16 protein-coding genes and 1 tRNA gene are annotated in these 23,578 nt (G+C 55.5%); 1 reads left to right on the top strand and 16 read right to left on the bottom strand.

Annotated features, from left to right (window positions below; all coding sequences use genetic code 11):
* Positions 1-38: 38 nt before the first annotated feature.
* From C6366_RS20450 to C6366_RS00155, 7 genes are all read right to left on the bottom strand, one after another.
* Positions 39-161 carry a hypothetical protein gene (locus tag C6366_RS20450; protein WP_255412067.1) on the bottom strand — a complete coding sequence of 41 codons (123 nt, stop codon included), beginning with the start codon at positions 159-161 and terminating at the stop codon, positions 39-41.
* A gap of 435 nt (positions 162-596) precedes the next feature.
* Positions 597-2,780 carry a PAS domain-containing sensor histidine kinase gene (locus C6366_RS00185; RefSeq protein WP_107735343.1) on the bottom strand — a complete coding sequence of 728 codons (2,184 nt, stop codon included), beginning with the start codon at positions 2,778-2,780 and terminating at the stop codon, positions 597-599.
* Positions 2,777-3,763 carry a TAXI family TRAP transporter solute-binding subunit gene (locus tag C6366_RS00180; protein ID WP_107735342.1) on the bottom strand — a complete coding sequence of 329 codons (987 nt, stop codon included), beginning with the start codon at positions 3,761-3,763 and terminating at the stop codon, positions 2,777-2,779. The genes C6366_RS00185 and C6366_RS00180 overlap by 4 nt, the downstream gene beginning before the upstream one ends.
* A gap of 13 nt (positions 3,764-3,776) precedes the next feature.
* The gene (locus tag C6366_RS00175) at positions 3,777-6,524 is read right to left on the bottom strand and encodes a PAS domain S-box protein (protein ID WP_107735341.1); all 2,748 of its coding nucleotides are present in this window, start codon (positions 6,522-6,524) and stop codon (positions 3,777-3,779) included.
* A gap of 428 nt (positions 6,525-6,952) precedes the next feature.
* Entirely contained in the window at positions 6,953-7,210 is a 258-nt protein-coding gene (locus tag C6366_RS00170) for a hypothetical protein (RefSeq protein ID WP_158269574.1), read from the bottom strand.
* Between the two features lie 115 nt (positions 7,211-7,325).
* Positions 7,326-10,826, bottom strand: a complete 3,501-nt coding sequence (locus C6366_RS00165) for a PAS domain S-box protein (protein WP_146164728.1) — start codon at positions 10,824-10,826, stop codon at positions 7,326-7,328.
* 1,404 nt (positions 10,827-12,230) lie between these two features.
* A tRNA-Leu gene (locus C6366_RS00155) sits at positions 12,231-12,319 on the bottom strand.
* Positions 12,320-12,446: 127 nt separating this feature from the next.
* Here C6366_RS00155 and fdhD point away from each other — a divergent pair.
* Complete coding sequence (fdhD, locus tag C6366_RS00150; protein ID WP_107735337.1) at positions 12,447-13,289, top strand: formate dehydrogenase accessory sulfurtransferase FdhD; 843 nt, start codon at positions 12,447-12,449, stop codon at positions 13,287-13,289.
* On the opposite strand, the gene C6366_RS00145 is transcribed toward fdhD, so the two are convergent.
* From C6366_RS00145 to lysS, 9 genes are all read right to left on the bottom strand, one after another.
* A complete protein-coding gene (locus C6366_RS00145; RefSeq protein ID WP_107735336.1) occupies positions 13,284-14,126 on the bottom strand; it encodes an LpxI family protein in 843 nt (280 codons plus the stop codon). The genes fdhD and C6366_RS00145 overlap by 6 nt on opposite strands.
* A gap of 72 nt (positions 14,127-14,198) precedes the next feature.
* Positions 14,199-15,020: an acyl-ACP--UDP-N-acetylglucosamine O-acyltransferase gene (gene lpxA, locus C6366_RS00140; RefSeq protein ID WP_107735335.1), complete on the bottom strand. Its 822-nt coding sequence runs from the start codon at positions 15,018-15,020 to the stop codon at positions 14,199-14,201.
* The gene (gene fabZ / locus C6366_RS00135) at positions 15,020-15,487 is read right to left on the bottom strand and encodes a 3-hydroxyacyl-ACP dehydratase FabZ (protein WP_107735334.1); all 468 of its coding nucleotides are present in this window, start codon (positions 15,485-15,487) and stop codon (positions 15,020-15,022) included. Before fabZ ends, lpxA begins: the two co-directional genes overlap by 1 nt.
* Positions 15,484-16,521, bottom strand: a complete 1,038-nt coding sequence (gene lpxD, locus C6366_RS00130; RefSeq protein WP_107735333.1) for a UDP-3-O-(3-hydroxymyristoyl)glucosamine N-acyltransferase — start codon at positions 16,519-16,521, stop codon at positions 15,484-15,486. The genes fabZ and lpxD overlap by 4 nt, the downstream gene beginning before the upstream one ends.
* A 5-nt stretch (positions 16,522-16,526) precedes the next feature.
* On the bottom strand, positions 16,527-17,057 hold the full coding sequence (locus C6366_RS00125) for an OmpH family outer membrane protein (RefSeq protein WP_107735332.1): 531 nt from the start codon (positions 17,055-17,057) through the stop codon (positions 16,527-16,529).
* Positions 17,058-17,121: 64 nt separating this feature from the next.
* Positions 17,122-19,839: an outer membrane protein assembly factor BamA gene (gene bamA / locus C6366_RS00120; RefSeq protein WP_107735331.1), complete on the bottom strand. Its 2,718-nt coding sequence runs from the start codon at positions 19,837-19,839 to the stop codon at positions 17,122-17,124.
* A gap of 25 nt (positions 19,840-19,864) precedes the next feature.
* Positions 19,865-20,548, bottom strand: a complete 684-nt coding sequence (locus C6366_RS00115) for an ABC transporter ATP-binding protein (RefSeq protein ID WP_107735330.1) — start codon at positions 20,546-20,548, stop codon at positions 19,865-19,867.
* Positions 20,541-21,770: a lipoprotein-releasing ABC transporter permease subunit gene (locus tag C6366_RS00110; RefSeq protein WP_107735329.1), complete on the bottom strand. Its 1,230-nt coding sequence runs from the start codon at positions 21,768-21,770 to the stop codon at positions 20,541-20,543. The genes C6366_RS00115 and C6366_RS00110 overlap by 8 nt, the downstream gene beginning before the upstream one ends.
* Positions 21,767-23,251, bottom strand: a complete 1,485-nt coding sequence (gene lysS, locus C6366_RS00105; RefSeq protein WP_233248339.1) for a lysine--tRNA ligase — start codon at positions 23,249-23,251, stop codon at positions 21,767-21,769. Before lysS ends, C6366_RS00110 begins: the two co-directional genes overlap by 4 nt.
* Positions 23,252-23,578 lie beyond the last annotated feature (327 nt).

Raw genomic sequence — 23,578 nt, 5'->3', positions numbered from 1 at the left:
AAAAATCATCCCGAGATAGCGAGGGATGTCCCGGGTCTTCATGCATTCCAGGCAAGCCCCACCTCGATCTCCACGGTCAGGGCAAAACAGGGGATTTCCATCTGACTGAAATAACGAAATTGCTCCGCCCTGGCCCACGATTCCACTTCGATCTTGCGCATTGTCCGCCTTTTTTTCGGCATTCCTGTTTATCATGGAACTGCATACATGTTTTGTCGCCAAGCCGCTCCGCAACTGCCGCGTCTCTCGGTCGTTTGACCCGTTCTCGCGGAAAGATGTTCGGATTTTCAGATGCTTCGCCTTTGGTATTCAACTATTCTAATCCGCCCGCATAGTAGGTAGGTCAACTGCTCGATGACCGAGAGCGGGTTGGAAATGCCCCCGGACCACATCGTGTCTCAGATGCGGTCTACTTTGAATTTGATTTCGCCGGTGATCATTAATTTTCCTTACATGACGGAGTGCCGTTTTCAGCCCCAGAGCGTGCCAAAGCTCTGTCTACTCAGTGTCCATGTGGTAGCAGCCTTACACCTCCCTATTCTCAATAATAAGAGTTCGCATGTCCAGCCGTATGTATTTGCATTGCTCTGTATGCTTTATTCCTTCTCATCCAACACCGCCCGCATTATAGCTGCCAGTTCCTTTAGTTGGTAAGGCTTGCTGAGAAAGGCTTTGGCACCCGAAGAAAGTGCATCCTTGCCATGGCCATTGACCGTGTAGCCGCTGGCAATGACAACATTGACAGTGGGATCGAACTTCACGAGTTCTTGTAGGCAGCGATGCCCGCCCATACCGGGCATATTCAGGTCCAGCAAGACCAAATCGATGGACTTGCCTTCATCTTTATAGATGCCCAAGGCATCTTCGCCAGTGGCAGTACTTTTCACGGAGTATCCCAGGGACTCCAGGGCTTCCTTTGTCAATTCTCGAATTTCCGGTTCGTCGTCGACCACCAGGATGGTTTCGTGCCCGCCCTGGGGTGATGATTCCGGTAATAGTTCCGTTTCCGGTATATCGCCCTGTTCCCCAGTAGGCAGGTAGACCCGGAACGTTGTGCCTTTGCCAGGTGCGCTGTAGCATTGAATATATCCGCCATGGGCTTTGACAATGCCGTAGACCGAGGCCAGCCCCAAGCCCGTCCCCTTGCCCACTTCCTTGGTGGTAAAGAAGGGGTCGAAGACATTGTCCAAGATCTCCTTGTCCATGCCGCGGCCTGTGTCCGTGACGGTCAAAAGAACGTGAGGACCAGCGGAAGCGCCCGGATGGAGCCTCATGAAAGTTTCGTCCAGAACCACATTGCTCGTCTCCGCTACCAGTTTCCCACCGTCAGGCATGGCGTCCACGGCATTATTCGTCAGGTTGAGCAGAATCTGTTCAATCTGCATCGGGTCTGCGAAAATCGGCCTTGCTTCTGGGTCGATGTGCAGTTCCAGGGTGATGATCCTAGGGATGATTCGCTCCAGCATCTGGGCCATGTCCAGAACTTCCTGGTTCAGGTCAACGTGCATCTTCCGTGGTTCGGCCTTGCGGCTGAAGAGCAAAAGCTGTTGAATCAGTTGGGCTGCTCGGTCCATGGACCTCATTGCAGGCATCAACCGAACCGCGTCAGGATGATCCTTGGGTTTACTCAGCAAGAGCAACTCAAGATTGCCCCTTATGGCGTGGAGCATGTTATTGAAGTCATGGGCAACGCCTCCGGCCAGAATGCCGATAGACTCCATTTTCTGAGATTGGAACAGTTGTCTTTGCATCCTTTCACGTTCTTGTTCTACCTGCTTCCGCTCAGAGATGTCGCGCATAATGGTGGACAGATACTCTGGACGGCCATCCCCATCCCTGTGTGCCATGATGGTTTGAAAAACTGGAATTTCAATGCCATTGCTGTGCTTTACGGCGGTTTCTCCGGACCAGAAGCCGGTGTTGATCGCTTCCTGGATGCCGATGTCCTGGATTAAATCCAAAGCCCATTTGGGGTGCAGATCATGAATATGCTTGCCTGCCGGGCTTTCATCTTTGTCCCAGCCCGCGAGGCTTCGCCCGGATGAGTTGAGATACGTCAGCTTGCCGTCCAGCGTGGCCGTGGATACGAGGTCATTGGTGGATTCAACAATGGCGGTCAGGCGTTCCCGTTCAGCTCGGGCTTTGGCTTCGCTGCGCAAAAGTCTGTGCTGACGAAGTACAAGGCCTAGGACCATGGCGGATATGAGTAAGGTCAGAAGCAGGAGCAGGTTGACCCCGGCCAGGAACTGCTCCAGCCGTTGACGCTGCTCCACGAGAATGCTCTGGGCAGTTTCATGGGCGGCATAGCGCTCGGATGTGGCCTTATGCAGGGCCTCGTGAAGCCTTGAATGCACTATGTTTAAGGTCAGGCGCGAGTCCGGGGGGTGACCGGAAAGGCCGTGGCTCAGCCATTGTTTGGCATCCACAAGAGCCGGGGCCACCGCTGCATGGAACGCCGAGGCCTGTACCAAATTGTCGAAAACATAGGTATTGCGAAGCGTGATAAGCTCTTCAAACACAACATCAATATCCCGTAGCAACGTGTCGATGGAGCCGAATGCCGGGTCTCGGCGGATCAAGTCCGCAGAGGCCACCAGACCCCACAGCCCCTCGGTAACGCGAGACAGGTCCTCGAGCTGGGCCAGCAAGGTGGTCGGTAGTGCCCGCTCCACCGAGCGCAAGGTTGTCTTGGTATAGAGCCCGACGGAAATAACCGTCACCAACATCAGAAACGTGATGGCCCAGGTTGCCAAGGCCGCTCCGTGACGGTGGGAGCTCATGAAATCGGTTCTTCCTTTGGCAGCAACTTTTGCTCTTGATAGAATCGAATGGCTCCAGGATGAAGCGGCACGGATAATCCGTGCACAGCTGATTCCAGGGTCACGGATCGACCCTGAGAGTGGGCGCTGCGGAGCAATGTCAAAGTTTGTTCGTCCCAGATGGCAGCCGTCATGGCATACACCAGATATTCATCCAGACCCTCGTGGACCAGAAGCAAAGCGTTGACCTCCATGGTTGGAACCTCTGGCCTTCCCGGATACGCTTCCGCGGGAATAACGCTCGGGACAAGATAGGGATGCTCGTGGGTTATTTTTGAAGCGATATCTGGATCAATGGGGACAAATGAAAACTCCTGCCCGGCAATTTCCGCAATGGCCTTCGCGGGAATGCCAGCCACCAGGGAGATGCCGTGCAACTTCCCATCGGCCAGCCTTTCCGTTGTAAATTCAGGCTTGAGATAGACCGGGTTGAAATCATTTTCTGAAAGACCGTGTGCTGCCAAAACAATGCGCATAGCGGCCAGTGTGCCGGAACCGACCTCGTCCAGGGAGATAGTCTTGCCACGAAAATCCTTGACGCGTTGGATTTGTGCATCACGGCGGACAAGAATTTGTAAATGTTCCGGATATAGGCTGGCCAAAGCTCGAACGGGTCGACCATCTTCGCCTGCAAAAGGCCCCTCGCCACGCAGCGCCCATAGAGCTACGTCTGCCTGCACCAAACCAACCTCGATATCACCACTTGTCAGGGCTTGCACGTTTGCCACGGAGCCCCCTGAGGTCTGAGCCACCGCGATCAGGCCTGTTGCGATGTTCGCGGAGGTGATCCCTTCCGCCAAAGCATTGCCAATGGGATAATACACGCCATGTAAGCCACCGGTTCCGATACGCAGCAAGCGAAAATCTTCAGCAAATGTATCCCCGGGAAACGCTAGGGTCAGCGTGAGTATGATCAGAAACAGTTTCGACAACCGCGAGCTCATAACATCCTCCTTTTCAACCTGATGCTGTACTGTACTTGCCAGAGCAGACGTACATCAGCACCTTATCCAAATCCTCCATCTTCACCGGCTTGCCCAGGTAATCGTCCATTCCGGCAGCCAGGAACTTCTCCCGGTCCCCGAGCATGCCATAGGCGGTCAGGGCGATGATCGGGATACGCTGGTGAGAGGGCTGATGGCTGAAACCTGAAACCTGAAGGTCGGAACTTTGACTTCTGACTTCTGACTCCTGACTCCTGATCATTTTCGTCGCTTCCACTCCATCCATCACGGGCATCTGCACGTCCATCAGGATGACGTCGAAGTCCTGGGCCGCGAGCAAGTCCAGGGCTTGTTGTCCGTCATCGGCCAGGGCCACCGTATGTCCGGCCTTTTCCAGGAGTTTTTTCGTGGGAAAAGAGCTTGATGGTTCATCCTCGGCCAAGAGGATGCGCAGGCTCTGCTTGGCTTTTATCAACCGCCTCGGTCCTTGTTCAGTGGGGATGCCCACTGCCTCGGGCAGTTTGAAGGGCAGAACCACATGCACCGAGGTGCCCTTGCCTACCTTGCTTTCAACGGAAATTTTCCCGCCCATCAAGTCCACGAGACGTTTGACTATGGCCAGTCCGAGACCTGCTCCCTGAAAACTGCGGGTGTACGATCCCTCAACCTGAAAGAATGGATCAAAAAGGTGTTTGACTTTGTCTTGGGGTATGCCGATGCCCGTATCCACGATGGAGAACCGCACATTGACGCTTTCATCCCTGTCGGATGACACTGAAGTCATTTCAACGCGGATATGTCCCTTGTCCGTAAACTTCAAGGCGTTACCCACCAGGTTGAACAGAACCTGCCGGACCCGTGCCTCGTCGCCGACAAGCCTGGGGGGGATGGCTGAATCAATGTTGCAATCCAATGCCACTTTTTTGGCTCTGGCACTATAGTTGAACAGGCCGGAAACGGAATCGCCAAGCTCCTGGACCACAAATTCGGTCTCAAAGATTTCCATCTTGCCTGCCTCGACCCGGGACAGGTCCAGGATGTCGGAGAGCAGCCTGGTCAGCCGGGTAGCCGAGGAAGTACACAACTGAACGTACTGCCTTTGATCGTCATCAAGCGACGTGGTCTCCAGAAGCTGCAACATGCCCATGATCCCGTTAATGGGGGTGCGGATTTCATGGCTCATGTTGGCCAGAAACCCGCTCTTGGCCTGGTTGGCGGTTTCAGCCTGCTCCTTGGCTGCGAGCAGGGCTTGTTCAGCCTTTTTACGATCAGTGATCACCTCGGTATAAACAATGATCCCACCAACTGACCCATCCTGTTCATACCAGGGACGGCACTCCCATTGAGTCCATTCCACATTACCGTTTTCCTGATAATACGGGTCATCCTCCGCACTCAAGACTTCCCCGGCAAGCGCCTTTTGATGCACTTCTCTCCATTTTTGTGGCAAGTCAGGAAACACTTCGTAGTGATGCCTGCCGATGATATTTTCGTTTTGGACATTATATTCCTGAAGGTAGCGTTGGCTAACGTAAATATAATTTAAGTCACGATCGTGGACGGCAACGGAGCTTCGCATATGTTCCACAATATATTTCAGCAAGTTGCGTGAGTGGGCCAAGGCTTTTTCAGCCTGCTTGCGATCAGTGATGTCTCGACAAACGCAGAATACGAATTTTTGTCCGCCAATCACGGCCCCGTTGGTGCTGATTTCAACGTCAAGGAAAGTTCCGTCCTTGCGTCGGTGGCGCGTTTCAAAGTGGTCGCCTTGTACCTCAACTTTTTGCAACATTTCGAGGAGTTGGTCGCGAGACCAGTGGGTGTCCCAATCCCATATGTGGAGTTGTCGAACCTCTTCTGGAGTGTATCCAAGCATCTCAGCATAGCGCTTGTTCGCTTCATGGACGCTTCCATCATCATTCACGACAACGATTCCGTCCCTGGACTGATCAACCAGGATTTTTCGTCGAACAACCTCTTCATGGAGAGCTTTCTCGGCCTGTTTGCGCTCGGTGATGTCGCGGTTAAAGGCAATACCCAAAAAGCGGCCCTTATATTCGATGTAGTTGTTGGTCACCTCCACCGGAAAAAGCCTGCCATCCCTTGTTCGGTGACGCCCCTCAAAGATCATCCTTTTTTGCTCTTTTAGATCCTCCTTGTGTTGCTCCCACGTCTCGCGTGGAAAATCCGGATCAATATCAAATAGTTCCATGCCAAGCAGTTCCTCTTGGGAAAACCCCATGGAAGAACATGCAGCGTCGTTGGCGTAGGCAACTTTTCCATCTGCATCCACCCAGAAAATGCTATCCGGCGCTCGGTCCATGGCGAACTGTGTCAGCAGCAGTGCCTCCTCGTCTTGCTTACGCTTTGTGATGTCCCAAGTGAACCACTGGTAGGCTTTACCCCGCCCATGTTCATCCCGTACCAAGTGAGCATTTACGGACGCCCAGAACTCGGTTCCGTCCTTGCGTCTGAACCGGCATTCATAATCAACCACTTTGCCATGTTCTTGCATCAGGCGCATGAATTCCTGACGTTCATCTGGATTGGCATACACTTGCCTGGCAATATCAGTGGCGGAATCGAATAGCTCTTCAGGTGTTGCATATCCAAGCATTTCAGCAAGGGTTTCATTGCCAAAGACACATTTGCCTTCAGGTGTGGATGTGAAAATGCCTATGGGCGCGTTCATCAGGATATCGTGGGCGTCGGGAAAACCTGCTTGGGCGGGGGGTGTTTCGTGGGATTGTTTTTGGGCCATGAAGGACTCCTGGATCAATGGCGAGACGGGTTTGGTGCAAGCAAATAAACCAACTACGTTCACAAGTGTGCGAACCCTGCACACCTTGTGACAAGTTTTTTTCGTAACTATTCAGCTCATTCGAGACAAATCGTACTGGATAGTGGAAACGCGCCGACCTTCGCCGGTATGACTGACCAGAAAAGAACATGGTGCGAGACGTCATTCCGGCAAAAGTCGGAATCCAGTGCTGGAAAATGGTCAAGGCCCGAGTGTGCTGGGTAGTTTACCCCGGCGCTTTCAAAAAAAGCAGTTCATACGCCCGGATATTCTTTTTCCGGTCAAAATGATCTCACGGGCCACAAACAAGCTGTTCGGCACAACATGGTTTTCGCTCTGTTGTGCATCTGCAATCATGCCAGTGACATGCACCGGGGGTTATCTGGTTTTCACGGTATGCACCGCATGTACTTGTTCAGCACCCTCTTCAAGCCATCCACGCTCACCGGCTTGCCCAGGTAGTCGACCATGCCATCGGCCAGGAATCGTTCCTTCTCGCCGGGCTGGGTATGGGCGGTCACGGCGATGATCGGGATTCTGGGTCCACGGCTCACGGTTGGGGCCGGGGTGTCTTCGGAATGGGTTGCATTTGGCGCGACACCGTCGGGCGAAAGATTTTCCACCCCTACGGCAACACCACCATCCACCGTTTCTCCAACCGTTGAACCGTGAACCTGAACGGCGCGAATAGACTAAGCCGCTTCCGCACCGTTCATCATCAGTATGCATATTTCAAAAAAAAGGGAAAAATGCATTAATGGATTATGTATCGTGAAAGACATGCTTTGCAGTCTGATTCCTTCCACAATTTTTTGCATGATAAAGCGCATCATCAGCCATTTTTAATATTTCATCCATGCTTGTATCCATATTCCATGCAGCCAGACCGATACTTACCGTGATGGATACGCTTGATTCATTAATGCACAAAGGACTGCGTTCAAGTTTTTTCCTCAATCTTTCGGCGATACTGAATGCTCCATCAAGATCAGTCTGAGGCAAAATTATCCCGAATTCTTCGCCGCCAAGTCGTCCCAGGATATCAACCTGGCGCAGGCCCTTTTGAATCGTTGCGGAAAAATGACGCAACGCTTGATCGCCAACGTCATGGCCGTATTTATCGTTAACTCGCTTGAAGTGGTCAATGTCCATTAACAACACGGAAAAAAAATGACCGTACCGTATGGCCCGATCCACTTCCCGACCAAGTGCCTGCATGAAATGTCTTCTGTTCCATAGGCCGGTTAAATCATCGGTCGTTGACATCAGACGCATCTGATCTTCAGCCTTTTTTCTCATGGTGATGTCATGGCAGAAGCCGAGAAATTGGTCGTTGGAAATCTTGACGGACGTTACGGACCACCAATGTCTGTCTCCGTACTTCGTGAGCATGTCGTATTCGCCCTTGGCCCGGCCTTTCTTGATGACGTTATGAAAATGCCTCAAGCTTGATTTGTGCGCTTCGATGGAGAGCAGGTCGGATATCTTCATGGAGATGAGTTCGTCTTCAGAGTAACCGGAAAGGGCGCAGGCCGCGGGATTGACGAACTGGATACGTCCTTTTTTGTCGGCAATGAACAGGCCGTAAGGTGTGTTGAGGATGTAGTCGCGATAGCGTTGCTCGCTTGCATGCAAGGCCTTTTCTGCTTTCAGTCGTTCCAAAATATTGGAAACAATCTGGGCCTGGACTTTCAAGATGTTCATTTCTGACTCTGAAAAAATTCTTGGTGCCTTGACCGCGTCAAAACCGACAAAACCCACATTCATTCCGCCCTGCATCAATGGAATAGCGACAATGGAGCTGATGCTCTGGGCTTCAAAATGAGCGCGAATATCATGATCCACTGAGAGGCTGGCAACATCCTGAATATAGACAATCTCGCCTTTTTGAAGCGGGTCCAGAATGACCTGGAGCAGATCCAATGGGACGGACTGCAGATTGCCGATTTCAGGCGTTACCCCGTCCGCGCACCATTCATGCGTGTTGATGGTTACGGAGCGACTTGCGTCATGTTGAAAGATATATACACGATCCGTCTGCGTGAACTCTCCGATTGTTTCCAGCATTTGATCCAGGGCTGCATCGACCTTTTCCAGGGGCACGTTGATGAAGCCGATGGCTAAACTCGTCAAAATTTTTTCCAATGCCTGTTGTTTATACAACGCCTGCTCGGTCCGCTTACGTTCGGTGACATCACGGACAACGCCCACCATGCTGGTGATTTTGCCGTTATTGTCTTTCAGGTAAGAGTTGCTCTGGGCTAGCCACCTCGACTCACCATTCTTGTCAACGATCTGGTATTCAAAGAAATCAGGAGTATTGCCGCCCAGAACAGAATTCCACTGCTCATCCAAAAAATTTCGCCAATCAGGATGAATAACTTTGCGAATCAATCCTGGATTGTTGTAAAAATCTTCTGGACTGAAACCCGTGAGTCTCGACGCTGAAGGGCTGGCGTATTCGTAAACACCCTCTGGAATCATCATTTTGTAGATGAAGTCACTTGCATTTTCCGCAAGAAAGCGAAATTTCTCCTCGCTTTTTTCCAAGGCGAATACAGATTCTAAACGAAAAATTGCATTGCCAAGTATTTCCGCAAGCATTTGCATTAAAGCAATCTGCTCCAATGACCAGCTATAATGTGTACGAACAGCATCAAATCCAATGAAACCAATAATTTTCTTTTCCTCATTATATATTGGCAGACAAAGCAAAGATTGAATGCCCTGGAACTGAAATTCCTCGCGTTCCGCCCTTGCTTCCTCCGGTAACTCTTTCACATCAGGGATATGCAGCGGTCGTAGTTCAAACAAACAGCTCAATGACCAAGAGAAGTTGGATGTAGGAAATTTCTGGATACGGTTGATTTGCGCTGTTGATCCAGGTGAACACCACTCATGAGTGTTACTCATTGTAGAAAGATCATCAGAAAAGCGTAAGAAATAGCTTCGGTCCATATCAAACAACTGGCCCAGGGATGCCAGCATGTAGTCAACTGCTTCATCAAAAGTCTTGTCATTATGAATCAGTACCAAACGCGAGGATATTTCAGATATCAACGTCCTGAAATAGCCATGAAATCTGGCTTGTTCCCGCCATTTGACTTCCTGAGTAATATCGCGGGCGGAACTGAGCAAGCCGATATATTCGCCGTCTGTTCCTTTTAGTGCCTTCAAGGTCATTTGCGTACGCAGGATTGATCCATCCTTATGTAAATGTCCGATTTCTCCCTGTCCTGAACCATCAATGATTACGCGTTCTATTTGCGGTTCGACTTCATGTGTCATCTGCTCTGGGGTATGAAACAGGCTCAAATGACATCCGATAATCTCATCATGTGTATAGCCATGCATCGCTGCCCAGGCATTATTGACAAGTCGAATATGTCCGTCCATATCCGCCAAAGCGATGCCATCCATCGATTGATCGACGGCAGACTTGTATATCAATAAGCTTTCCTCGGATATTTTACGTTCGGTGATGTCTAAAATAAAGCCGTCGAGATAGGCTACTGTACCATCGATACCAAAAATGCCTTGCCCCTCTTCATTCACCCAGCGAAAGTGTCCGTCCTTGTGATGGACTCGATACTGAATGTCCCAATGAAGACCAGCCGATACAGCATCTTCAATGCTTTTCACGACGATGGGCCTATCTTCGGGGTGAATCACGCTTACATAAGAACGTATGGAATTATGGATGAAATCACAGGCTGGATATCCGGTCAGGTCAACCGACTGATCGCTCATATATAACATGGTCCAGTATTCGTCGTACTTGCAGCGAAAGGCAATGCCGGGGATGTTATCCACCAGTGATTGATACTGGTTTCGAGCGTTTATTATCTCGTCTTCCGTCAGTTTGCGTCCTGTTATATCACTGACGAAGCCTTGATACTGAACGATGTTTCCTTCTGAATCTTGAATACCTCGTCCACTTAGAGACACCCAGATGACCGTCCCGTCACGGCGCACCATCCGAAACTCTTGGTTCTTGACTTCGCCATGCACGTCAACAAGGCGCTTGAATTCCTGCCTGTCAGCAGGATCGGCATATAATTGGCCAGTAATGTCCGTGACGGAAGCGATAAAATCCCGTGGGGAATCGTATCTGAACAACGTCGCCATGGCCGGGTTAGCCGCCAAAAAGCGACCATCCGGAGTGGACGTGTAGATGCCGATGGGAGCGTTGTCGAAAAAATCTTGAAGAACGGAAGAAGATTGGAGGGAGGTGTCGGCAGAGGATAGAGTAGAATCAAGCATGAAAGGCTCCAAGGCGAGGAATCATTGAAACAGAGGATTGACCTATTACTTCCCCTTCTTTTGCTTATCTTTCTTGGCTTCTTTCTGCTTCTTGTCCTTGGCTTTTTCTTTCTTTCCTTTCGTGTCGCCCATGAGATGATTCCTATATTGCAATGTGAAAATTGCGCACCTTGCCCAAAAAATATCGTAACCCTCTGGTCCACTATCAAATTTCTTCGAGAGATTGCCTTGGGCAGCGAGTGTTCGTCAAGCCCCGTGACCCTGAATAGCACATTGTAAAGCTGGCCATGGCCAAAGCAACTCCCACCCCGGAGGTCGAGACACTCTTTGGGAATGGCCATGCCCTGGCTCTTGTGAATCGTAATGGCCCAACCCAGCCGTAACGGATACTGCTCAAACCTGCCCCTCTACCGTGCCCGTCACGTTCCAGGACGCCGATGATCGCCTCCATCCCTGTAGTGCTTGAGCCCTGTCAGCCGAAGGTCGAATCCCGTACAGGGCAACCTCACACCTCGGGGGATGGCCCCACGCCGAAAACAATAAGGCCGCCCATCCAAAAGGATAGGCGGCCTGATATCAGCGAACAGATGAAGGGGCTGAATCAGCGATACCCTCTCATCCTGCCAATGAGTCACATAATCCGAATAACCAAAAAGCTCCAAATCACCTCACTGTCCGGCGCGGACGGGAAATGCGTGGCCGCGGGCAGCCTTGAGGTCGGGGTCTACGTAGCCATTGAACATGTGTATGTATCCGCCCGCCGAGTTGGGAATTGGAGTGACCACCGTGACGAGGGTATTAGCAGGGTGATCTTCGTATCCGTCATGCCGCAGCCGATTTCGGCTATCGGTTGGATCAAGGATTCCCACATGACATAACATCCAGTCGCATACCGACAAGCCCAGCCAGGTCTCCACCTTAAGCGATCCATCAGCCAGCCGCTTTATCCTTTTTGGCCCGGAGCAACCCCCATGTGGACCCCAAGAACCCCCTAAGACCGCCTCATCGCCCTCTACCTGAAGGCCAACCCCGACCTGCTCTTTTTGGAGGTCGAGGTTGGCCAGGGTGACGAGAATTGAGGCCCGAGGCGCGGTCTTTCTGTCTCTGACCGTGCTGCGAGGCTAGACCCATATTTGGCGTTTACGGGCTTTGCGCTGGTATTGGGGTAGAATGGCATCCCTCGGGAATGGGCGTTGGAGGATATTATGACAATCACGGAATCGCGGACCACGGAAACCAGGTTGCCGGGGTTGGAGGTGGGTGGCACAGTGATCATTTCCACTTCGCTGTCATTCCGGGTTGGCGGAACGGCAATCCCTCCCACCTGCCAACATGCACTTTCGGCTTTTTGCTTACATAGTGCTTACACAATCTGAAAACGAATTTCCCACAAACCTTGTAAAATGGTGCCCAGGGCCGGAATCGAACCGGCACGCCCATCTCTGAGCGAGGGATTTTAAGTCCCTTGTGTCTACCAATTCCACCACCCGGGCACTGTCTGCCCACTTATCCTTTCGACCATTCTTCCGTCAATCGCCGCTGGGCCGATTTACGTCCTTTCGGGTTTGCCGGGAATCTGCTAGAGGCTTGGACTTTGTTCTACAGGAGACGCGCCTCGCCATGCACAACTTACCCTTGGATATAGCCGCTTCCACGCTGATCATCACTCGTGACGGCCAGGAGACGGCTCAGGAACAGGTTCTTGTGGAGCAGCCCGTGGAGGTTGCCCTGAATGAGCGGGTCATCGGGACGGCCATGGTTCTGGCTCAGGATCTGGACGTGTTCGGGGCCGGCTTTCTTTTCGGGCAGGGATATGTGTCCACGCCCGACGACATCGTGGAGGTCGTGCTTTGCGAGCAGGGCCGGGTCACGGTGTACGCGCGGACGGAAGATCGGGGCGCTGACCGGACGGGAGGTCGTTCCGACGAGCGGGATGCGGACCCGGAGACCATCATCACTTCGGGTTGCGGAGGGACCGGGCGGATCAGCCGGAGGATGCTGGAAGAGGAGTTTTCGCTGGCGGCGGAGACCCGGATCAATCTGGGTCAGGTCGGGGAGTTGATTCGCGGGACTTTGGGTGCTTCCACCTTGCAACAGGACACCCACTGCGTGCATGCCTGCGGATACTGGGCCGAGGGGCGATTTCTGGGATGCTTCGAGGATGTCGGGCGGCACAATGCCGTGGACAAGGTCATCGGGGCGATCCTGTTGCGGCGCTTTCCCACGGGTGGGGCCGTGTACACCACTGGGCGGCTGACGTCGGACATGGTCTTGAAGTGCGCCCGGATTGGCATTCCGATAGTCCTCTCCCGATCCGCTCCGTCATCTTTGGGCCTGGATATCGCCAGGCGGGCCGATCTGACCCTGGGCGGGTACGCTCGCCCGGGACGGGTGAACATTTTCAACGCGCCCCGGCGAATCGTCGTCCAGTTGCAGGACGACGCCGCGACGACCGTCTCATGATGCCAGCCCGACGATACTGATCCCGGCCGAATCGGCCAGGCTGAGGCTTTCCGGGAGGTCCAGAAACAGGCTGCGGCCCGATTCCACTGCCAGGCAGGAGGCCTGGGCCTGGATCATGGTCCGGATGGTTTGCGGGCCGATGGCCGGGAGATCAAGACGCGGGTCCTGGATCGGTTTGAAGACTTTGATCACCACGCACCCCGGTCCGACCAGTTCGCCAGCCCGCAGAATCGTGGCGTCGGTGCCCTCCAGGGCCTCCACGGCCACGGCGCTGCGCTTGCGGACCACCACGCACTGACCCACGTCCAGAGAGCCCATTTGCCGGGCCAGGGGCCAACCGAATTGGATGTCCGCTTGTTCTTCCGGCGTGGGCTTGCGCCGGGTCAGTTCGCCTTCCGGAGTTTTCAGGTGGGGCAGGAAGTCCTGGGCCGCGACCACGGCCATGCCTTCGCTTTCCAGTTCCTCGGTGATGGCCCGTAACAGGACGTCATCCTGCGTGTTCCGAACCTTCCAGAGCAATTTGGCCGCTCGCCAGTCCGGTCGAAAATCGACGGCCCGGGCCTTGTGTACCTTACCCGCCATGACGATCCGCTTGACGCCTTGCTGCTTGCAAAAGGCGATCAGCTTGCCCAACTGTCCCAGGTGCAACCACTGCCACGCATCCATATCCCGGATCAAGTCCGCTTCGGTCTCTCCGCCGAACCCCACGCCCACGACGCGCAGTCCCATGGCTCGCGCCCCGTCAAGCACCAACCGCGGCAGGCGGCCCCCTCCGGCGATGATCGCCAGGGTCCCGGAACGAGCGTTTGCCGTGTGCGATTGGTCAAAATAGTCCATCGTCGCCTGCTTCAGCCTCTGCCTTCTGAATCCTGAATTCCGAGATCTGCGCCCTGACCGCGGAATTCCGTTTCAATAGAGGGGAATGTCCTGGCCGTTGACCGCGAGTTGGTTGTCCGCGGAAACGCCCCGGGTCGTGCCCTGGAGGAAATCGAGCAGGAAAGCGACTTCGGAGGATTCCGGACAGGTCTGCCGGACATCTTCGATGGCCTCCTGGCGCTTTTTTCCGGAACGCCAGATGATCTTGTAGGCTTTTTCGATGTTGGCCACGGCCTCGGAGGAGAACCCTTGGCGCTTCAACCCGATGACGTTGGGGCCGTAAAGCTTGGCCGGAGTGCCCGTGGCGATCATGTACGGAGGGATGTCCAGGCTGATGCCGGCCTTGCCGCCGATGAAAGCGTACGCCCCGACACGGGCGAATTGATGCACGGCGCACAATCCGCCGAGCACGGCTCTGGTTCCGACATATACGTGCCCACCCAGGGTAGCCGCGTTGGCCATGATCACCTTGTCCTCCACAACGCAATCGTGGGCCACGTGGGCATAGGCCATCAGCAGACAGTCCGAACCGAGGCGGGTCACTCCCTCGCCGTCAACCGTACCCCGATGCAGAGTGGAGTATTCCCTGATCAGGTTGCGGTCGCCGATTTCCAGCAGGGTCGGTTCGCCCTTGTATTTGATATGCTGAGGGTCGCCGCCGATGAAGGCAAAGGAATGCACGTGGTTGTCGGAACCGAGCCGAGTGTGGGCGTGGATGCGGGCCTGGGCGTCGATCTTGGTCCGGTCGCCGACGATCACGTCCGCGTCGATGACGCACATCGGTCCGATCTGGACGTCCTGGCCCAGTTGCGCGCCCGGATCGACGACGGCGGTGGAATGGATCAACGTACCCATCACGCCTGCTCCCGATCCACGAAGGCGCCGCTGAGGGTCGCCTCGGCCACCACCTGTCCGTTGACCTGAGCCGTTCCTTCCATTTTCCAGACGTTCATCTTGTTTCTAACGTGTCTCATGTGGAGTTCCAGTTGGTCTCCGGGCACCACTTGCCGGCGAAACTTGACCCGCTCCAGCCCGGTGAACAGAAAAAGTTTGTTGTGTAGCTCTTCCTTCGGCTTGCTCACCATGAGCAACAGCCCGGCGGTCTGGGCCAGGGCCTCGATAATCAGCACCCCGGGCATCAGGGGATAGCCGGGGAAATGTCCTTGAAAAAAGGGCTCGTTGAACGTGACGTTCTTGATCGCCCGAATGGAGGCCTTGGGCTCGTATTCTAGAACCCGGTCCACCAACAACAGCGGGTAGCGATGGGGCAACAGGTCCATGATCCCCCGAATATCGATACGCGACGGGTCGGTACTGCTCATGATTCTTCCTTGGAAAGGTTCGCTTTCAGGGTTTCGAGTTCTTTTTCCAACGCGGCCAGTCGTTTGGCCATGTCCGGCAGGCGGTTCCAGGTGGCGGCGACGCGCAGGAACTTCCTGGCTTCCACCGCCGGAGAACCGAGATAATCCTGCCCTCCGGCAAGGGACCGGTTCACCCCGGACTTAGCCCCGACTCGGCAGCCGTCGCCCAGGTGCAGATGGTCGGCGACGCCCACCTGGCCGGCCAGCGTGACCCGCTCGCCCAGCTTGGAACTCCCGGCGATGCCCACCTGGGAAACCAGGATGCAATGGGGTCCGACCTCCACGTTATGTCCGATCTGCACGAGGTTGTCGATTTTCGTTCCGGCACCGATTAGGGTGGTCCCCAAGGTGGCCCGGTCGATGGTGGTGTTGGCGCCGATCTCCACGTGATTCTCGATCACCAGGTTGCCGACCTGGGGTACTTTTTCCAGTCCTCGGGAACCGGGAGTGTACCCAAACCCGTCGCTGCCCAACACGGCCCCAGGGTGAATGATCACGTCGTCTCTCACCTCCGTCCCGGACATGAGCACGGCGTTGGGGTAGATGGTCACCCGCTCGCCGATCCGGCAGTCCTCGCCCACGTACACGCCGCTGAACAGCCGGGAATCCTTTCCGATTTCCGCCCTTTGCCCCACGAAGACGAAAGGATACAGAGTCGCCGAGGAATCCACCCGGGCCTCCGGATGAACCCAAGCCGCCTCGGAGTGGCCGGAAAAACTTCCCTGTGGGACGGCGTACAGGCGCAGAGCCCGCGTGAAATCCAGGTAGGGATTGGCGCTGATCAGGACCGAACCGACTTCGGACGCGAACTCGGCCGGGACGATCACCGCCCCGGCCTTCGTCCGACGGAGTTGTGTCAGATGTTTCGGTCCGGAGAGAAAACTCAACTCGCCGGGACCTGCTCTTTCCAATCCAGCCAGCCCGTGAATGATCAGATCGGGCCCCTGCAAGGACAGCCCCAACAGGCCGGCCAGTTCGGAGAGCGTGTGGGACATGGCCGCTACCTGGCCCGCCAGGCTTTGTTCAACTCTTCTTTCACGGCGTCGGTGATGACCACGGCGTCGTCGGCGTACACCAAGCCCGAAGCGTTGCCGTCAATGATCATGGTAAACTTGTTTTGCTTGCCGTAAGTATTGATGACCTCCAAGAGCAGATCCAGAATCGGCTCGCTCAGGCGATCCTCCTCGGTTTTCATCTTCACTTGAAAGGCCTGGAACTGGTCTTGAAAGTCACGCACCTTCCGGCGGTACTCCAGTTCCTTGTCCTGCTGGGCCTCCTGGCTGAGGACCATGCTTTGGCGTTGCAACTCGTCGCGCAGCTTGGTGATGGTTTCGTTCTGCGTGTCCAGCTCGCCTTTCATGGACTCAAACCGGGTACGCAGCTCGCTCATGGCTTCCTGCCCGGGAACCGACTCCGCGATAATCGCCTGCATGTCCAGGATGCCGACCTTGACTTGAGCCCAGGCCGGTGCGGAAACACCTATCATCAAAAGCAGCGTCGCGAGAAGCAACACTCGAAAATACAAACGCATACTGACTCCTTAGTGGTTGTTGTCATATTGAATTGTTGATGGAAAAGGCCGTGTCGATCTTATCCTAGAAAACTTGGCCGATGGTGAACTCAATCCCGCTTTGCTTTTCACCTTGGAGGCGATCCAGTCCGTAGCCGTACTCCAGGCGCAACGGCCCCAGCGGAGAGTACCAGCGCACGCCGGTGCCCACGCTTTTATAGAGTTTGGACCCGAAACTCTCGCCTTGATCCCAGACGTTGCCCGCGTCGAAAAAGAGCAGGCCGACCAGCCCCAAATCCTGGTTCAGCGGAAACAGATATTCAAAGTTTGTGTAAAACTGCTTCGTGCCGCCGATCCGGTCGTTGGTCTCCGGATCGCGGGGTGAAATCTCCATCCCCGGATAGCCGCGGACAGAGTCGATCCCGCCAAGATAAAACCGTTCGAAGACAGGGGCCTCTTTGCCGTCGTTGTCGAACAGAAAGCCCACATTTCCCCGCCAGTGAAAAATTGTTTCCCAGAAAAGCGGATAGTAGAAATGAGAATCGTACGTGGTTTTGATGAAATGGTCGTCGCCCTGTAAAGCGCCGCCGGAATACTGGACCGAAAGCGTGTTCAGCGTACCACGGGACGGGTTGAACAATCTGTTCGTGGTGTCCCGACTGGCGGCGACATAGGTGGAACTGGCCCACTTGGTGCCTTCGGCGTCGCGGATGCGCTGGGCCGCATTCTCCTTGATGTTATAGATTTTATACCGCTCCAAACGGTAATTCCAGAACAGCCTGGTGTACTCGCCCAGAGGATAGGACAGCCGGAACCGACCTCCCACGGCCTTGCGGTCGTAATCCTTGTAATCTCTCCACCAGTGGTAGAGATCCGTCCCCACACTCAGGGGCGAGTCCCTCCAAGACGGATTGGTTACGCTGATGTCGTAAATCGTGCTGCGACCACTGAGCGTACCCCTGATGGCCAAATTGTAGCCTCTGCCGAACAAGTTGCGTTCCTGGACCGTGCCTGAAACGAAAACCTTGTCCAAGCTGGAATAGCCCACCCCGGCGCTGAGCATTCCGGTGGGCTTTTCCTTGACAGTGACCTTCAGATCCAGTTCGCTGGGGTTAGGCGTTGCCAGGGTTTCAATGTCTACCATTTCAAAAAAATCCATGCGTACGAGGCGTTCGTTGGAGCGGGTCAATTTGGTCCCGCTGAACAGGTCGCCGTCCCCAAGACGCATCTCCCGACGAATGACGTTGTCCCGGGTTTTTGTGTTGCCTTCGATGAGTACACGACGGATGTAGACCAGCGAGGCTTTGTCCAGGATATAGATCACGTTGACCAGCAGATCGTCCCGCTGGATGTCCAACTGGGCGTCGCTCTGGGCAAAGGCATACCCGTACTCGGTATAGTGGTCGGCCAAGGTCTGCAGATCCTGGCGAAGGACGGATCGATCAAAGAAGGCCTCTCGAGCCTGGAGATCGTCCAGGGAAATCAACTTCAACAGTTCTTCCTCGGGTTCCAGCAGATCGCCGCGAAAGCCGATGGTTCCGACTTTATACCTGGAACCTTCTTCGACCTTGAAGGTGATACGGATGCCTTCTTCCAGGTATTCCACCTCCGGCTGGCCGACCCGGGCATCCAGAAAACCGCGGTTGGCGTAATAGGCTTCCAGAGCCGCGGCGTCGCGCTCCAACAGTTCTTCCCTCAGGATGCCCGATCCGGTCAGCCAGGAAAAAAGCCCCCGCTCTCCAAGCACCAGTTCTTTGCGCAACTCGCGCTGACTCAGGGATTCGGCCCCCTCGATGACAATATCGCGGATAAACAGGCGGTTGCCTTCATTTACCGTGATGTTCAACCTGGCTTGCCGAGCATCGGTCTGTTCCAGATTGTAGTCCACCTGGGCCAGATAGTAACCTTTCTGCCGGTAAAGCTCCCGAATTTTTCCCAGGTCGTCGGCCAGTATCCGGGGGTTGATGACGCTCCCCGTCCGGGTGGTGATGGCCTTGAGAATGTCCCCTTCCTTGATCTCCTTGGCCCCGATCACGCTGATGGCTTGAATCCTTGGGCGCTCCGAAACTTCGAAGGTCAAAATCTTGCCGCTCGGCCCGTCCTCCACTCGGATGGTGATGTCGTCGAAAAAGCCCAGCTCAAAAAGACGCCTGATATCCTCGTTGACCACCTGCGGATCATAGATGTCGCCCTTCTGGCTGCGAATGCGCAGAAGAACTACGTCCGATCCCAGGGTTTGGTTCCCCTCCACCAGAATCTCGGCGATGGTCTCCACCTGACGCAGCTCGCGGGTGACCCGCTCGACCAGTTCTTCCACGGCGGGCAGCAGGTTGATCAACCCGTCCCGGACCACGAAAAACGATTTGGCCGGTTTCAGACCAAAAGCCTCCACCAAACGCACGTCAAGGCTGATGTTCTCGCCGATCTGGCTGAAACTGCCGTAGATGGCGTGCGCGGACGCGGACAGCAGGGCCATGTCCCGGGCCGCGGCCAAGTCCAGTTCGGCCAGTTCCTGGGCGCGCAGCAGTTGAAGGGTCTGGTCTCCGGGATGGACCTCGAAATCGTGGGCCCGCAACTGTTCCCGGATCAGCTCCGGCAGTCCTTCCTGAAGATGGTCCAGGTCCGGCGCGGCGTTGATTTCAAAAGGCAAGACGATCAGTTTCGTGGCGGAACCGGTCTGGGCCTCGGCCTGAAATGGCGTGACGAGCCAACACACGGAAAACAAGGCCATGGCGAGGAGAACGCCGCCGATCGGTCCAAGACGGGTCGATTTGAGCGAAAACAGACGAAATTTGGGGATCATAAGATGCCTCGCAGGGGCGCCAAGGTTACAAGGGAAACAGTTCGCCGCCACGCAGCTCGTAACGATGCCGCATGGCTTGGGCCAGATCTTGATTATGGGTTACGACGACCAAGCTCGTTCCCAAGGTTTGATTCAGTTCCAAAAGCACACGCTTCACGCTTTCCCCGGCTTCCACGTCCAGGTTCCCGGTGGGCTCGTCCGCCAGGACCAACCGGGGCTTGAGCAGCAAAGCCCGGGCAATGGCCACCCGCTGACGCTCGCCGCCGGAAAGGGTGGTCACCCGGTGTCGGCCGCGGTCAGCCAAGCCGACCATGTCCAGCATCGTGGCGGCCTCGTGCCGGGACCAGGCATGGGATCGCCCGGCGATCAGTCCGGGCATGGCCACGTTTTCCAACGTGGAGAATTCCGGCAACAAGTGATGAAACTGGAACACGAAGCCGACGCTCTCGTTGCGCAGTCGATCCTTTTCAGTCCGCGTCAACGTGGTCGTGTCCCGACCGGCAAAAAAAACCGAGCCGGAGGTGGGCTGGTCCAGGGTACCCAGGAGATGCAGCAGGGTGGATTTCCCCGATCCCGACGCACCGAGCACGGCCGCGGTTTCTCCGAACCGCAGAGTGAAGTCCACGTGCTTGAGGATGGTCAACCGCTCCGCCGCGTTGTGCACCTCCTTGCCGAGTCCGCGCACGTCAAGCAACAACGCGTCACTCATACCGCAGAGCCTCGGCCGGTTGCAACCGGGACGCCTGGCGGGCCGGATAGAGCGTGGCCAGAAAACACATTCCCATGGCCGCCAGGGCGATGATGGTCATGTCCGTCCATTGGAGCTGCACAGGGAGGTGATCCAGGTAATAGACGTCCATGGGCAGCTGAATGAATTGATAGCGCTGGAGCAGAAAGCAGAGCAGCAAACCGATGGCGAAGCCCAGGCTCGTGCCCAAGGCCCCGATGATCGTGCCCAGGAAGATGAAAATCCGGGCGATCCGTCTCGGCCCCGCGCCCATGGAGGCCATAATGGCGATGTCCCGGGTCTTCTCCATGACCAGCATCACCAACGTGGTGATGATGCTGAAGGAGCCGACCAGGACGATCATCACCAGAATCACGAACATGGCCGCCTTTTCCAGCTTGAGCGCGGCGAAAAGATTCTGGTTCATTTCCATCCATGTCCGAACCTGCAAGGGAAAGCCGCCCAAGGTCCGTTCCAGTTCCTGAGCGACCCGCGGCGCGGCGTCCACATCGCGCAACCGAACTTCCAGACCGGTGACCAAGTCGCCGCGAAACCCCAGAATGGACTGGGCCGCCGGAATGGTCACGTAAGCCAGGGATGAGTCGTATTCGTACATTCCGGTACGGAACACCCCCCGGACCACGAAAGCTTCCACGCTGGGGGCAAAGCCAGCCGCGGAACGCTGACCAGCCGGCGAAAGCAGATTCACCTCTGAACCGACCCGCAACCCGAGCCTCCCGGCCAGTTCAGACCCGATGAAAATCCCCCGTCCGGCGGGATCATCGATCAAGTCTTGGACATCGCCCATGATCAAATCCCGGGACAAGGTGATCACGCCGTGAGCGGCTGCGGGGTCGATCCCCCGCAAAACCACGCCCTTGACGCCCATGCTCGTGCTCAACATCACTTCCGAATAGACAAAGGGCATGGCCCCGACGACACCGGAAACCGACCTAGCCTGTTCGTTCAACCGGTCATAGTCCCGGATCACGCCTTCCAGGCTGGTGACCACGATGTGGGCGTTCACCCCGAGGATTTTGTCCCGCAGCTCGTTGCTGAAACCGTTCATCACCCCCAGAACCACGATCAGGGCGGCCACCCCCAGGGCTACGCCAAGTACGGAAACCCAGGAAATAACTGAGATGAAAGCGTGATTGCCCCAGGTCAGGAGGTAGCGCAGGGCGATGAAGCGCTCGAATCTCATGGGTTCTGGCCGACCTCCGGACGCAGCAACGGGAAAAGGATGACTTCGCGGATTGAAGGGCTGTCCGTGAGCAGCATCACCAATCGGTCGATGCCCACTCCCTCACCCGCGGCCGGAGGCATGCCGTACTCCAGGGCGCGGACATAGTCGTCGTCCATGAAGTGGGCTTCTTCGTCTCCGGCTTCCTTTTCCTTGACCTGCTCCTCGAAGCGTCCGCGCTGGTCCAGGGGGTCGTTCAGCTCGGAAAAAGCATTGGCCATTTCCCTGCCGGCGACGAACAGCTCGAACCGGTCCGTGACCTGAGGATCGCCCTCATTGCGCCGGGAGAGAGGAGAAATATCCGTGGGATAGTGGTAGATGAAATGGGGCTGGATCAGCTTGGGCTCCACCAGTAGATCGAACAGCTTGGCCTGGAGCTTGCCCAACTTTTCATTCGCATGGGCCTTTTCCCCCAGCTTGAGCACCAGGCTCCTGGCCTGGTCGTAGTCCAAGTACTGCTCCGGGCGCAGTCCGCCCAGGGTTTCCAGGGACTCGAAAAAGGTCAATCGATGCCAAGAGCCGCCCAGATTGATCATTTCTCCCTGATACGGAACCACCTCGCTTCCCGTGACGGTCCGGGCCAGATCCGCGAACATCCGTTCGGTCAGGTCCATCAAGTCCCGGTAGTCGGCATAGGCCCAGTAGAACTCCAGCATGGTGAATTCCGGGTTATGCTGGGTGGAGATGCCCTCGTTGCGGAAATTACGATTGATTTCGTAGACGCGTTCGAACCCGCCCACCAGCAGCCGTTTCAGGTACAACTCCGGAGCGATGCGCAGATAGAGCTTCATGTCCAGGGCCTTGTGATGGGTGGTGAAAGGCCGGGCCGCGGCACCGCCGGGGATGGGCTGCATCATCGGCGTTTCCACTTCCATGAATCCCTTGTTGTCCAGGTAGGAACGCAGAAAACGGACGATCTGGGTCCGGCGTTGGAAAATTTCCCGGGTCCGTGGGTTGACCATCAGGTCCACGTACCGCTGGCGATAGCGAACCTCCACGTCCTTCAGCCCGTGATACTTTTCCGGCAAAGGACGCAGGGCCTTGCTGACCAGATCCACGCTTTCGGCCTTGATGGTCAACTCGCCGGTCTTGGTCCGGAACAGGCGGCCCCGGACGCCGACAATGTCGCCGATGTCGAATTTTTTGAAGAGCGCGTATTTCTCCGTGCCGACGGCATCCCGCTGGACAAAGACCTGCATCTGATCCGTGGAGTCCTGAAGGTGGAGAAAAGCGGCCTTGCCGAAGGAGCGCTGACTCATTACCCGTCCGGCCACGGCGAGCGTCTCTTCCAAGGCCTCCAAGGCCGTCTCGTCATGGTCTCCGTACGCGGTTTTGACCTGCGCCAGTTCGATGTTCTTTCGAAAATCGTTGGGATACAGGGCCACTCCGGACGCCTGAAGCTGACTGAATTTCTCCAGTCGCTGCTTTTGGAGCTGGCTCAAGTTATGGTTCTGCTCGGTAGTCAAAATCGGTCCTCAGTTGTTCATGGTCGCCGACCATGATGGGATAATTCGGGAAAAGCGGGAGAGGCGGCTAACGACGTTTGGCGGCATGATAAGGCAAGGTATTTTCATGAAGATGGGAATTCAGCGCCGAAATGAGACCAAACACGGAATGCGACGAGTCATCGTGAGTTCGCGATCATTTGGTCCGCGATCAGCCGAAACGGCACCGTTAATGCGTATGCCAAGTCCGCCGATTCGTCAAGAAATCGCCGATGCGGGCCGAACGCACCACGATGTTCAGCTTGACCGGGATTTTCAATACGG

The sequence above is a fragment of the Desulfonatronum sp. SC1 genome, from assembly GCF_003046795.1.
Lineage (GTDB): Bacteria > Desulfobacterota > Desulfovibrionia > Desulfovibrionales > Desulfonatronaceae > Desulfonatronum.
Note: the sequence above shows the minus strand (reverse complement) of the source record. Positions and strands in the feature narration are given on the sequence as shown.